Source organism: Pelomonas sp. Root1237 (genome assembly GCF_001425055.1).
Lineage (GTDB): Bacteria > Pseudomonadota > Gammaproteobacteria > Burkholderiales > Burkholderiaceae_C > Pelomonas.
In genome coordinates, this window is sequence record NZ_LMDK01000017.1 from 16,827 (window position 1) to 29,852 (window position 13,026).

The following is a 13,026-nucleotide window of genomic DNA, read 5'->3' on the forward strand; positions in this document are numbered from 1 at the left end:
GAACGGGCGGGGCGGCCAGTTTAGGCGCGCCCTTGTGAAGCAATCGCAAACAAGTGTGGGGCGCAAGAAAGCAGAAAGGCCAGCCGATCGCGAGATCGACTGGCCTTCATCAAAGCTCTGGCCCGCGTTCAGCGCGGCCAGACTGTGCGAGCGGCTCGTCAGCCGGCCACAACGCGGGCCATTTCGAGGACCTTGTTCGAATAGCCCCACTCATTGTCGTACCAGGACACCAGCTTGACGAAGGTGCTGTCCAGCGCGATGCCTGCGTCGGCATCGAAGATGGAGGTGCGGGCGTCACCGCGGAAGTCGGTCGCAACGACCTTGTCCTCGGTGTAGCCCAGCACGCCCTTGAGCGCGCCTTCGCTTTGCGCCTTGAATTCGGCGCAGATCTCTTCGTAGCTGGCGTCCTTCAGCAGCTCGACGGTCAGGTCGACGACCGACACGTCGCTGGTGGGCACGCGAAAGCTCATGCCGGTCAGCTTCTTGTTCAGCTCGGGGATGACCTTGCCGACGGCCTTGGCGGCGCCGGTGCTGCTCGGGATGATGTTCTCGAGGATGCCGCGGCCGCCGCGCCAGTCCTTGTTGCTCGGGCCGTCGACGGTCTTCTGCGTGGCGGTGGTGGCGTGCACGGTGGTCATCAGGCCGCGCTTGATGCCCCACTTGTCGTTCAGCACCTTGGCCAGCGGGGCCAGGCAGTTGGTGGTGCACGACGCGTTGGAGATGATGGCTTCGCCGGCGTACTTGGTGTGGTTGACACCGAAGACGAACATCGGCGTCTCGTCCTTGGAGGGGGCCGAGAAGATGACCTTCTTGGCGCCTGCGGCCAGGTGCTTCTCGCCGCCGGCCTTGTCCAGGAAGATGCCGGTGGCTTCGATGACGATGTCGGCGCCGGCCTCGGCCCACTTCAGTTCCGACGGGTCCTTCACGGCGGTCAGGCGGATGCGCTTGCCGTTGACGATCAGGGTGTTGCCGTCTACCGAGACTTCGCCGTCGAACTTGCCGTGCACGCTGTCGTACTTGAGCATGTAGGCCAGGTAGTCGGGCTCGAGCAGGTCGTTGATCGCGACGACCTCGATGTCCTTGAAATTCGCCACGGCGGCACGGAACACCATGCGCCCGATGCGGCCGAAGCCATTGATGCCGATCTTGATGGTCATGGAACTGTCTCCAGAGGATGAAAAATTCGGTGCGGGCGCGATTCTCGGCGATTCGCGGTACGGGGTGGTTTCAGGGCGATTTCAGCCCGCCGGTCGCGGCGGCAAACCGGCCGCAGGGAATGTCAATGACCATGGATTCATCGAACAGCCAGTCCTGCGAACGCGAGTCCAGCTCCATCTCCAGCCCGGCCAGCCAGCGCAGGAATTCCAGGCGGTTGGGATCGGGTCGTCCGACCTCGAAAGCGGTGTTGGGCAGGTGAGGCCGACGTTGCGTCCAGGTCACCTTGAAGGGGCACGCCATGGTGTCGAAATCAAACGAAGCGTCCAGGGTCCGGCGGCCTTTCACCCAGCCCATGAACTTGGACAGCGGCACCTCGGCCTCGCGGAACTTCGGCGGCTTGGCGGACGTGAAGACGTACTGGAAGAGCTGCTCGAAGGCAAATGGGGGATCGCCTGCCTGCCGGCAGGGCATCCGGTATTGCTCCAGGTATTCCTGGATCGCCTTCTGCGGTCGTGGGCCGGCGTTGGAGTAAAGGACCTGAACCTTGGGCGGCTGTTGGCCGTCGCCGTCGAAGCGGGCCACCACCAGGGTCTTGACGATGGGGCCCTCCATCTGCGAATACACGAAATCGGGCGCCTTGCGCGGCATGACCACACACTTCTGCGTCGCGGCCTGCTCCGACCACCCCCGTGCCGCCGATATCCGCACCGGTGCATCGCCGGCGAATACGAATTCCTGGACAGCCACGAGCGGGGCAGCGCCCGCAGGCAGGCAGGGCAGGCGATGGCCCTTGAGATAGTCGAAAACCTCGTCCTGCATGGACTCATCGGCCGTGTTGGCCAGCACCTCCACGCGCGGGGCCGCGTCCGGGCGCTCGAACAGCAGCTTCACCCGCACCATCCGTGAACTCGACGGTTGACCGCGCAAGGCCTCCCGCTTTTCCCTCGGCAGCTGAGGGAGTGCGTTGGCATTGAGCAGGCAGGCCAGCATCTGGTCAGCCCTGTCATCCGGCCTTGGCACCTGGCCCTGAGCCGCCAATGTGCACAGCCCTGCCGCCAAAAGAATGATGAAGTCGCGCATTGCATCTCCTGCCGCCATGACCGGAGGTTTTACCGCAAGACCGCCGCGTTATTCCTTCTTCAGCACCGCCTTGACGGTCGCGGCCACGTTCTCCGGCGTGAAGCCGAAGTGCTTGAACAGCACACCGGCCGGCGCGGTCTCGTCGAAGGTGTCGATACCAACGACGGCGTCGACACCGTATTACCACCAGAAATCGCTGACTTCAGGTCAAGCCCTTCTCCTGCAAACTGGCCAGCACGGCCGAGAGCTCGCGCTCCACCGCCTGCAGCAGCGGCTCCAGGCCCACCGCTTCGACGCCCTGGCTGCAGGCTTCCTCCAGCGTGGTGGCGGCACGTTGCAGGGCGGGCATGCCCAGGCTGCCCGCGACGCTCTTCAGGTCGTGCGCGCAGCGCAGGGCGGCCTTGCCATCACCGCGCTCACGGGCGGCCCGCAAGCGCACGACGATGTCGCTCTCACGCTCGCGGAACAGCGCCAGCAAGCGCCGATACAGCGCCTCGTCACCCATCAGCGCGGCCAGGCCGGCGCCCATGTCCAGGGCCGCGGGCGGCGCCTGCGGCGCGGGCGCGGGCAGCGCCGGACGCACCCAGCGCGCCAGCGTGGCGAACAGCTCGTCAACGCGGATGGGCTTGGGCACATGGTCGTTCATGCCCGCCTCCAGCGCCTTCTGGCGATCGCCAGCCATCGCGTTGGCCGTCATCGCGATCACCGGCAGGTCCTGCAGTTCGGGGCGGCGGCGCAGTTCGCGCGTCGCCTCGTAGCCGTCCATCACCGGCATCTGGCAGTCCATCAGCACGGCCTCGAAGCGCTCGCGCGCGAGGATCGCCAGCGCCTCCTGGCCGTCGCCGGCGATGTGCACGACGATGCCGGCGCGGTTCAGAAGGTCGCGCGCGAGCTCCTGGTTGATGGGGTTGTCCTCGACCAACAGGACGCGCGCGCCGGCCAGCCCGGCCTGGCGCGCCTGCAGCAGTTCGTGGCGCTGCACGTTGCGGCTGAGCCCGGCACGCGGACGGCCCAGCGCATTGGCGCAGGCGTCCAGCAGGCCCGAGGGCGTGACCGGCTTGGCCAGCAGCCCTGCCACCAGCAGCCCGCGTGCGGTGAGCTGGCGTTCGGCCTCGTCGCGGTTGAAGGCAGTCACCATCAGCACCGTCGGCGGAGCGTGCCTGCCGGCGGCCTGCCCCAGCCGTTCCAGGCAGCCGATGCCGTCCAGGACCGGCATGTGCCAGTCCAGCAGCAACAGCCTGAACGGCCGGTCCTCGGCGTCGGCCTGCGCCACGGCCTGCAGTGCCGCAACGCCATCCGCCGCCGTCTCGGCCTCCAGGCCGAAGGCCGTCGCCAACGTGTGCAGCAGCTCGCGTGCCGCCGGGTGGTCGTCGACGACCAGCATGCGCATGCCGTGCAGTTCGTTGTCCTGCGGCGCTGGCGCCGCCCCGGGCTGCAGGCCCAGGGGCAGGCTGAAGTGGAAGCAGCTGCCGCGCCCGGGCTCGCTGTCCAATCCGATCTCGCCGCCCATGCGCTCCACCAGGTGGCGGCAGATCGCCAGGCCGAGCCCCGTGCCGCCGTAGCGCCGGCTGGTCGATGCATCGGCCTGCGTGAAGGGCTGGAACAGGCGCGCGACGGCCTCGGGCGCGAGGCCGATGCCGCTGTCGCGCACCTCGAAGCGCAGCGTCACGCGCTGGCCTTCGCGCGCCGTCTCGGCCACCGCCACCGTGACCTCACCCTGCTCGGTGAACTTGACCGCGTTGTTGCTCAGGTTCAGCAGGATCTGGCCCAGCCGCGACGGGTCGCCGACGAGCGCGGTTGGCAGCGTGGGCGACAGCGCGAACAGCAGCTCCAGCCCCTTTTCCTCGGCGCGCATGCCCACCAGCGTGGCGAGCTGGTCCAGCACGTCGCCGAGCTGGAAGGGGATCTCCTCGATCTCCAGCCGGCCGGCTTCGATCTTCGAGAAGTCGAGGATGTCGTTGATGATCCCGAGCAGCGACTCGGCGGCACGGTGCACCTTGTCGACGTAGTTGCGCTGGCGCGCGTCCAGGCCGGTCTGCAGCGCCAGGTAGGACATGCCGAGGATGGCGTTCATCGGCGTGCGGATCTCGTGGCTCATGTTGGCCAGGAACTCGCTCTTGGCCCGCGTGGAGGCCTCGGCGGCGTGCTGGGCGCTGGCCAGCTCTTCGGTGCGCTCGCGCACGCGCTGCTCCAGCCCTTCGGCCACCTCGCGCGCGACGCGGGTGCGCTCGTCGAGCCGCGCCTGGAGCGCGATCTCGAAATGGCGGTGCAACTGGCGCATGCGCAGGCGGTAGGCCAACCACAGCGCCGTCAGCAGCAGCACGGCGACCGCGGCGCGGAAGTACCAGGTGGCATACCACGGCGGCGGAACATGGATCTTGAGCGGCACCGCGCTCTCGCTCCAGTCCCCGCGGGTGCCGCGCGCCTGGACGAGGAAGGTGTAGTCGCCCGGCGGCAGCATCGTGTATGTCGCGTTGCGCCGCGCGCTGTCCGTGTCGTTCCACTTCGTCTCGAACCCTTCGAGCCGGTACCGGTAGCGGGTGTGCGCCGGGTCGACATAGTTCAAGGCGGCGAAGTCGAAGGACGCGATGCTGCGTGGTTCCAGCGCCAGCGCAGAAGCAGACCAGATCGGCTGCTGCAGCGGCGTGCTGCCTGGCAGCACCGACTCGCCGAACAGGCGGAAGTCGGTCAGGAACACCGGCAGCGTGCGCTTGCGGTCGACGACCTGGCCGGGGATGAACGCCACCAGCCCCTTTTGCGAGCCGAAGAACAGCTCACCGCTTGAACTCCTCGCGGCCACCACGGGGTTCGCGAACCGGTCGGTCAGCAGGCCGTCGGACGCGCGGTAGTTCGTGAAGGTCCCGGTGCGCGGGTCGAAGCGCGACAGCCCGTTCGGCGTGCTGACCCACAGCTGTCCATCGTCGTCTTCCAGGATGCCGAACACGCTGTCCGCGGGAAGGCCGGCGCGCGAGTCGTACGAGGTGAACGTGCCGTCGCGGGGATCGAGCTTGACCAGCCCGCGGAAGGTCCCGGCCCACACCGTCCCGGCGCGGTCGACGTGGACCGCATTGACGCGTTGATGGCCCGGCGGACGCGCGGCGCGGAGTTCCGCATCGAAGACCTTGAAGGTGCTCGTGCGGGGGTCAAAACGGTGCAGGCCGTGAGATGACGTCGCCAGCCACAGCACGCCGCTGGCGTCCTCCGCGATCGAGCGGTACTGGACCAGGGTGCCGGGCTGCGGGCTGAAGGTCGAGAACCTTTCCGTCGCCGGCTCCCAGCGGCTCAGGCCGAAGTCCGTGGCGACCCACAAGGTGTTGCCGCGATCAACCCACAGTGCCGTGATGCGGTCGTGGTTCAGCGAACTCGGGTCCGATGCGACGTGGGTGTACGCCGTGTAGCGCTGCGTGCGGCGATCGAAGCGGATCAGGCCGTTGCCGTAGGTGCCCAACCACAGATCGCCCGCGTGATCCGCAATCGCCCGGACGCCCCGCGCGAACACCGGCAGGTCGATCTGCGTCACCTGATCGGTCGCGCGGTCGACCCGGTTCAGGCCGCGGTCGGTGCCGATCCATAGCGTCTGATCGTTCTCGGCGTAGGCGGCGGTCACCGGGCCCTTGCCGAGGCTGCGCGGGTCCGCCTGCTGGTGGCGGTAGGACCGGAAACGCGGACGCTCGGTGTCGAAGCGGTAGACGGTCCCCGCCCTCGTCGTCGACCAGAAGCTCCCGTCGCGGTCCCGGAACAGGCCAACGACGAGGTCGCCGCGCAAGCCGTCGGGGTCGTCGGGGTCGCTCTGGTACCAGAGCGCCTGAGTGCGGTCCGGCGTCAGCTTCACGAGGCCCAGCTTGCTGGTGCCGAGCCAGAGTGCGTGGTCGTCGTCCTCCTGGATCGACACGACGCCGGAGGAGGCGTTCGGCGCCAGCCCGCCGCCCCGCAACGCATAGACGGTGACGGCGCCGCTGGCCACGTCGACCGAGGCAAGGTCCCCGCCGGAGGAGAGGCCAAACCACAGCATGCCCCGGCTGTCCAGGAACGGCTTGGACGGGAATCCCGTGGCGACGACTTTGCGCCCGGGACTGGTCTCCAACCGAATGTGTCGCCTGACCTCGCCCGAGCGCCGGTCCAGCACGTAGAGGCCTTCGGTGCTGGTGACCCAGAGCGTGCCGTCGCGCAGCGCCAGCGTCGCGATGACGCGCGTCTCGCCGAGCCCGGGCGTGTAGCGCGGCCGATGGCAGGTCGTCTTCGACGTGACCGGATCCAGGGCCGTCACGCCGTCGTCCGTCGCGAGCCAGATCAGGCCGTCCGGGTCCTCGCTGATGTCGTGGGTGATCGCCACGGTGCCGCAGGCTTCGTTGGGTGACCGGTACTGTTTGAAGCTGCCGGTCGCAGGGTCGTAGCGGCTGAGCGAATCGTCGGCGCCGATCCACAGCCGGCCCGCGTGGTCCTTGAACAGCGACTGGCCAATGATGAAGCCGACGCTGCTCGCGCGCTGGTCCGCCGGGACCTTCATGAAGTCGTAGCCGTCGTAGCGCCGCAACCCGTCCTCGGCGCTCAGCCACAGGAAGCCGAACTCGTCCTGCACCATCCGCTGGACCGCCACGGACGCAAGGGGCGACGGCAGCGGGTAGAACGGCATTGGCGCGCCGGCGACGAGCGGTACGTCGACGACGCGGATGTCCTGAGCGCAAGCGGCCCTGCAGGTGGCGAGCGCAGCAAGCGCGGTGAACAACGCGACGAAATTGCATAGCCGTGCGCTGATGGCGCGCCAGCCCCTCGAACGCGCACGAAACAAATCGCCAGTCGCCAACGCCAGCCCTCCAGAGCCCCCGGAATCAAGGGCCATTGGATGTCTGTCCGGGAACCCCGGCTATCGGCATTCACCCGCTGCGCCGGGCAGGCCCGCGGCGGCGCCCCCGAGCCCCTGATGTCCATCGCCACCCCCTGACCGCACATGGCCCGGGGCGCGACGGCATCACTTCTTCTTCAGCACCGCCTTGACGGTCGCCGCGACGTTCTCGGGCGTGAAGCCGAAGTGCTTGAACAGCACGCCGGCCGGGGCGGACTCGCCGAAGGTGTCAATGCCGACAACCGCGTCGACACCGTACTTCCACCAGAAGTCGCTGACGCCCATCTCGACGGCGACGCGCGGCAGGCCCTTGGGCAGCACGCTCTTCTTGTAGTCCTTGTCCTGGCGGTCGAAAACGCTGGTCGACGGCATGGAAACCACGCGCACCTTGATGCCCTCGTCGGCCAGCAGCGCCTTGGCGGCCATGGCCAGCTGCACCTCGGAGCCGGTGGCGATGATGACGGCCTCGGCCTTGCTGTTGCCCTTGGCGCTCACGGGGTCGAACAGCACATAGGCGCCCTTGGCGATCTCGTCGACGTTGGTCTTGGGCGAGTAGGTCAGGTTCTGGCGGGAGAGGGCCAGCAGGCTCGGGCGCTGGGCGTTGCCGATGGCCATGGTCCAGGCGACCACCGTTTCGGTCGTGTCGGCCGGGCGCCAGACGTCCAGGCCCGGGATCAGGCGCAGCGACGCGACATGCTCGATGGACTGGTGGGTCGGGCCGTCTTCGCCCAGGCCGATGGAGTCGTGCGTCATCACGTGGATGACGCGGGCCTTCATCAGTGCGGCCATGCGGATGGCGTTGCGGCTGTAGTCGCTGAAGGTCAGGAAGGTGCCGCCGTAAGGGATGAAGCCGCCGTGCAGCGCGACGCCGTTCATGATGGCCGCCATGCCGAACTCGCGCACGCCGTAGTTGATGTGGCGGCCGTTGTTGGGCGTGCCGTCGGCGGCGATGCGCAGGGCCGGCGTGCTGCTGGTGTTGGTCAGGTTGGAGCCGGTCAGGTCGGCGCTGCCGCCGAGCAGCTCGGGCAGGGCGAGCGTGAAGGCTTCCAGCGCCAGTTGGCTGGCCTTGCGGCTGGCGACGGTCTGCGCTTCGGCATGGGCCTTGACGACGGCGTCGACGGCGATCTGCGCGAAGTTGGCGGGCAGCACGCCGGCCATGCGGCGCTGGAACTCGGCGGCCAGCTCGGGGTGGGCTTCGGCATAGGCGTCGAAGCGGCTGTCCCACTCGGCCTCAACCTTGTCGCCCCGTTCCTTGGCATCCCAGGCGGCATAGACCTCGGCCGGCACGGCGAAGGGCTCGTGTTCCCAGGCGAGGGCCGCGCGGGTCAGCTTGATCTCTTCGGCGCCGAGCGGTTCGCCGTGGGCCTTGCTGGTGTTGGCACGGTTGGGCGAGCCCTTGCCGATGGCCGTCTTGGCGATGATCAGCGTGGGCTTGTCCTGGCTCTCCTTGGCCTTGCCGATGGCGTCGTCCAGGGCGTCGACGTCATGGCCGTCCACCGGGCCGATGACGTGCCAGCCATAGGCCTGGAAGCGCTTGGCGGTGTCGTCGGCGAACCAGGGCGCAACCTGGCCGTCGATGGAGATGCCGTTGTCGTCGTAGATGGCGATCAGCTTGTTCAGCTTCCAGGCGCCGGCCAGCGACGCGGCCTCGTGGCTGATGCCTTCCATCAGGCAGCCGTCGCCCAGGAAGGCGTAGGTGTGGTGGTCGACGATCTCGTGACCTTCGCGGTTGAAATCGCGCGCCAGCAGCTTCTCGGCCAGGGCCAGGCCCACGGCGTTGGTCACGCCCTGGCCCAGCGGGCCGGTGGTCGTCTCGATGCCCGGGGTGATGCCCACTTCGGGGTGGCCCGGCGTCTTGCTGTGCATCTGGCGGAAATTGCGCAGCTCGTCGATCGGCAGGTCATAGCCCGTCAGGTGCAGCAGCGCGTAGATCAGCATCGAGCCGTGGCCGTTGGACAGCACGAAGCGGTCGCGGTTGGCCCAGTGCGGGTTGGCCGGGTTGTGCTGCAGATGGTGGCCCCACAACGCGACGGCGATGTCGGCCATGCCCATGGGTGCGCCCGGGTGGCCGGAGTTGGCCGCCTGCACCGCGTCCATCGCGAGGGCGCGGATCGCGTTGGCCATGAGGGTGGGGGAAGCGGTCGATGCAGTCATGGCCGGGGCTTTCTTGGGGCTGAAGGGCAAAACCAGGGATTTTACGGGGGTGGTTCGATTGACTTGATCCAGCGCAAGACCGCCCGCGCGGCGAAGCGCGACGCTTGGCGCATGACCACGCCCATGCCCCTGGCCGTGCGCATCATCCGCGCCGAGCACGACGCCCTGGCCGCGATGCTGCGCACCTTGCCCCTGCTGCTCGAAGCCCAGCAGCGCGCCGGCACACCCTGCGACTTCGGTGCGCTGCGGGCGATGCTGTTCTATGTCGACGAATTTCCAGAACGCTTGCATCACCAAAAAGAAAGCGAGCTGCTGTTCCCCAAGCTGCGCGCGCTGGCGCCCGAACTGCGCGAGACGCTGGACGAACTCGACGCCGACCATGCCCAGGGCGAACGCGCGGTGCGCGAGCTGCAGCACAGCCTGCTCGCCTGGGAGCACATGGGCGAGCCGCGGCGCATGAAGTTCGAGCAGCAGCTCAAGGTCTACACCGCCCGGTACCTGCGCCACATGCGGCGCGAGGAGACCGAGATCCTGCCGCGCGCGGCACGGCTCCTGAGCGCCGCGGACTGGGCCGACCTGGACGAAGCCTTCAGCAGCCACCAGGACCCGCTGGCCCCGCGCCCGGGCCAGCCGGTGGACGAGTCCTATGCGCCGCTCAGGCAGCGCATCCTGGCGGCGCTGCCGGCGCCGCTGGGCTGGGGGCCGGCGCTACCGCCTCCCACTTAAACCAAAGCCTGAAGCGGATTGGCCTTGGCCTGCGCTCGCAGCGTGAAGCGAAAGCCGACGTCGTCACGGATGTCCAGGCGATAGATAAGCCGCGTGGCGGCCGACCGCGTCCCGCCTGGGGGATCGGCAAAGGAACCACCGCGTGCAGCGAAGTGAACATCGATTCCCTCAGCGGGTCCAGCCGGTGGTAGCTCGTCTCGGCAGATCTCGGCCACGTTGCCGTGCATTTCGTAAAGGCCCCAGGCGTTGGGCGGCAGGCTGGTCACCGCGCAGGGCGCGCCGGTCAGCATCTGAACCTGGCTGTTGTTGACGCTGCTGCCGAAGGACCAGCCCGTGTCCGTACCGGCGCGGCAGGCGTATTCCCATTCCGCCTGGCTTGGCAGCAGCGCCTGGCAGGCCGGCAGTAGGGCGCCCAGGCGGCGCAGGAATTCGAAGGCTTGCGCGGGCGTGATGCCCGTCGCAGGATCGTTGTCGCGATCGCCGTTCCAGTCGGCGGGTGTCTCGTCGGCCATCAGCATCAGCCACAGCCCCGAAGTGCAGGCCGTGTCCGCGATCCAATAGCCCTCTGTCAACTGCATGGGCTCCGCAATGCGCTCATTGCCGAGGCGGCCGCTGTCGGTCAGCGGCGAGCCCATCATGAAGCCCCCCGGCTCCATCCAACGCAGGCGCTGGGTGACAGGCCGCGCGCCACCGTCGCGCGTGATCGTCAGCAGCGCGAAGACACCGAAGAGGGCGTCCGCGCCCACTCGCAGCAAGGCCGCGTGCTCGCCGTCTCGATGCGTCAGCAGCGTTTCGGTGGGGCAGGACCAGCCTCGCGGCACGGACCAAGTGGAGGCAGTGGTTCCGTCCCGCGTCGCCAGCCAAAGCCGGTGGTTGCGGTCCAACATTGGCGCTAGCACGCGTGGCACCGGATGTTCTGCACTCACCTCCACACGCGGCGCCCAGCTTGGGCGGCGCAGGATGGCGTGCAGAGATGCGCCGAAACCCTCGAGTAGCTGTAGTGCCATGGCCTGGGACAGGTGCGGCCGCAACTCACGCAACGTCTGCTCTATCGGTCCGGGCGGCATGCCCTCCGCCATCCAGTCATTCAGACGCTGCAACCAGGGCGAGCTATAGAGCGTGCGCCAGAGGCCTTCCGGCAGACTGCGACCGCCCAAAGCGGGTCCTTCCCTTGACAGAGCGAAACGCACCAGCTCCGGGTGGCCCGAGACCAATGCTTCGAGCAGACCGCGCTCGTCCTCCAACCGGGGCTCGTCGAGTGGGGCCGGTCCCGGCTCGGGCACTGCTGGTGCCGGCGGCATCGCCACGACAGCGGCTGGCGCAGCAGGGGCCGGTTCGACCGCCGCGGCTGCTACCGGATCGACCAGGGGCGGCTGTAGCGGTGCCACAGGCTCGGGCATCACCGCTACGGCCGACGGCGGCATCGCGACGGACTCCGACGCCCTGTCCTCCGCCTTGGCCTCGGTGAAGGCCAGCAGCGCGCCGAGCTGCGTCGGCGTCAGCGGCGCCCGTTGCCTCAGATCACCCACCCGCGCCAGCAGCTCCAACAGGTCAAAGCCGGAGCGGTTCTGCATCGCAGCCTCGCAGAGGTCGGGCAGGCGCAGCAGCACCAGGCGGTAGTTCAGCTCTGCCGGCGACGTCACCGCGCGCACCTCGCCCGCCAATTGCTGGCGCAAGGCATCTAGGTCGCGCAAGCGGGCGTCGGCGCGCCAGTCGGCCAGCGTCAGCAACAGCATCGGGCCGCGCATACGCAAATAGCGGTAAAGCGATGGCGTGAACAGCTGCAAGGCGCAGACGACGGCCAGCCACTGGCGGCGCTCCTGACCCTGGCCGGTGACGGCGGCGGCGAGCTGGTCAGCCATCTCCAACAGGTTGACCATGCGCAGCAATTTGCGCGGCACCGAAGGCGTGATGGCCGCCACCAGCCGGGCCAGGTCGTTGCAGGCGCCCGGCGTGCCAAACAGTTCCGGGTGCTTCAGCGTCAGGAAGTCCTCGGCCTCGGCGCGCGTCGGCCGCGGCAGCCGCACCGGCAGGTGCACGAGCTTTTCCAGGTACTCCGCGCCGGTGATGGGCGTCATGCCCTCCTTGCCCTGCAGCGCGTAGTCGCGGTAGCGGTGCGCGATGCCACGCTCGATGACCTCTTCGTCCAGCGCCAGCACGAAGGCGCAGCCCTCGACCTCGAGGAAGAGTTTCACCGCCTCCAGTACCTCAACGGCCTTGTCGGGCAGGCAGCGGTCCAGGTCGTCGACGAGAAACACCAGGTTGACCTGCACGCCCGGCGCCGTAGCCACTTCTCCGGTGAAGAACCAGTCCCAGGCCGTGCGGGCATGAAAGCGCAGCGCCGGCCACAGGCCGCTGCCGCGCCGCAGCAGGCGCTGCCGATGCAGGGTCAACGCCGACGGGTTGCGCCCCGTGACCGCCTTGAGCTGTTCGAGGAAGTCGTAGTAGAGGCTTTGGAGCTGGCTGATGGGTGTGTCCAGCCGGCGCGCGTTTGCCCTCAGGCGGCGGTTCAGCGCCAGCACCTCCAGGGCGCTAGGGCTGGGCTTGCCCTCGGTCGGCTTGATGGCTGGCAGCTTGAGCGCAACTCCATGAGCCGTCAGCGCCGCCTGGGCGAGGTCGCGTCCGCCGTGCTGGTAGATGACCTGGGCCAGGTCGCCCAGCAACAGCAGCTGATCGGACAGCCGCTCGTGACGCTTGATGTCGGTGCCCAGGCTGTCGTCGATCGCCTTGCGCAGACATTGCTGGGCGACCCGCAACAGCGGCACCAGCAGATGCTCCTCGCGCTCGAAGCGCCAGGCGTTGAAAGGCACGACGACCGTCAGCAGCCCCTCACCGTTCTTCTGGCCGCGCTGGTTCAGCTCGTCGCCAATGGTCTGCAACAGCCGGCTCTTGCCTGCACCCCATTCGCCGAACACGCCGATGACCAGGGCCGGCTCGGTGCTGCTGCCGGCGCCGGGCTGCAGGCTGGCTTGCAGCTCATCGACAAGGCGCCTGGCCAGCGCCGCGTGGCCAAAGGACAGAGGCGCGTGGGCAGGCAGCATGTCGGATGCTCCGCCTGCCGCGCC

The 13,026-nt window shown here is 68.5% G+C and carries 6 protein-coding genes; 1 reads left to right on the forward strand and 5 read right to left on the reverse strand.

Annotated elements, in window-relative coordinates; all coding sequences use genetic code 11:
- Positions 1 to 158: 158 nt before the first annotated feature.
- The 4 genes from gap to tkt form a co-directional block, all read right to left on the reverse strand.
- Positions 159 to 1,157 carry a type I glyceraldehyde-3-phosphate dehydrogenase gene (gene gap, locus ASC91_RS17945; RefSeq protein WP_056199784.1) on the reverse strand — a complete coding sequence of 333 codons (999 nt, stop codon included), beginning with the start codon at positions 1,155 to 1,157 and terminating at the stop codon, positions 159 to 161.
- 70 nt (positions 1,158 to 1,227) lie between these two features.
- A complete protein-coding gene (locus tag ASC91_RS17950; RefSeq protein WP_157281775.1) occupies positions 1,228 to 2,238 on the reverse strand; it encodes a hypothetical protein in 1,011 nt (336 codons plus the stop codon).
- Positions 2,239 to 2,440: 202 nt separating this feature from the next.
- The gene (locus ASC91_RS17955; RefSeq protein ID WP_056199790.1) at positions 2,441 to 6,964 is read right to left on the reverse strand and encodes a hybrid sensor histidine kinase/response regulator; all 4,524 of its coding nucleotides are present in this window, start codon (positions 6,962 to 6,964) and stop codon (positions 2,441 to 2,443) included.
- 243 nt (positions 6,965 to 7,207) lie between these two features.
- Positions 7,208 to 9,235 (reverse strand): transketolase, encoded by a 2,028-nt coding sequence (gene tkt / locus ASC91_RS17960; protein WP_056201247.1) that lies wholly within the window; start codon positions 9,233 to 9,235, stop codon positions 7,208 to 7,210.
- Between the two features lie 111 nt (positions 9,236 to 9,346).
- Between tkt and ASC91_RS17965 the strand changes: the two genes are divergently transcribed.
- On the forward strand, positions 9,347 to 9,961 hold the full coding sequence (locus tag ASC91_RS17965; RefSeq protein WP_235532023.1) for a hemerythrin domain-containing protein: 615 nt from the start codon (positions 9,347 to 9,349) through the stop codon (positions 9,959 to 9,961).
- Here the strand turns inward: ASC91_RS17965 and ASC91_RS17970 are convergent.
- On the reverse strand, positions 9,958 to 13,002 hold the full coding sequence (locus tag ASC91_RS17970; protein WP_056199793.1) for a P-loop NTPase fold protein: 3,045 nt from the start codon (positions 13,000 to 13,002) through the stop codon (positions 9,958 to 9,960). The two genes, ASC91_RS17965 and ASC91_RS17970, sit on opposite strands and share 4 nt — an antisense overlap.
- Positions 13,003 to 13,026: the final 24 nt, after the last annotated feature.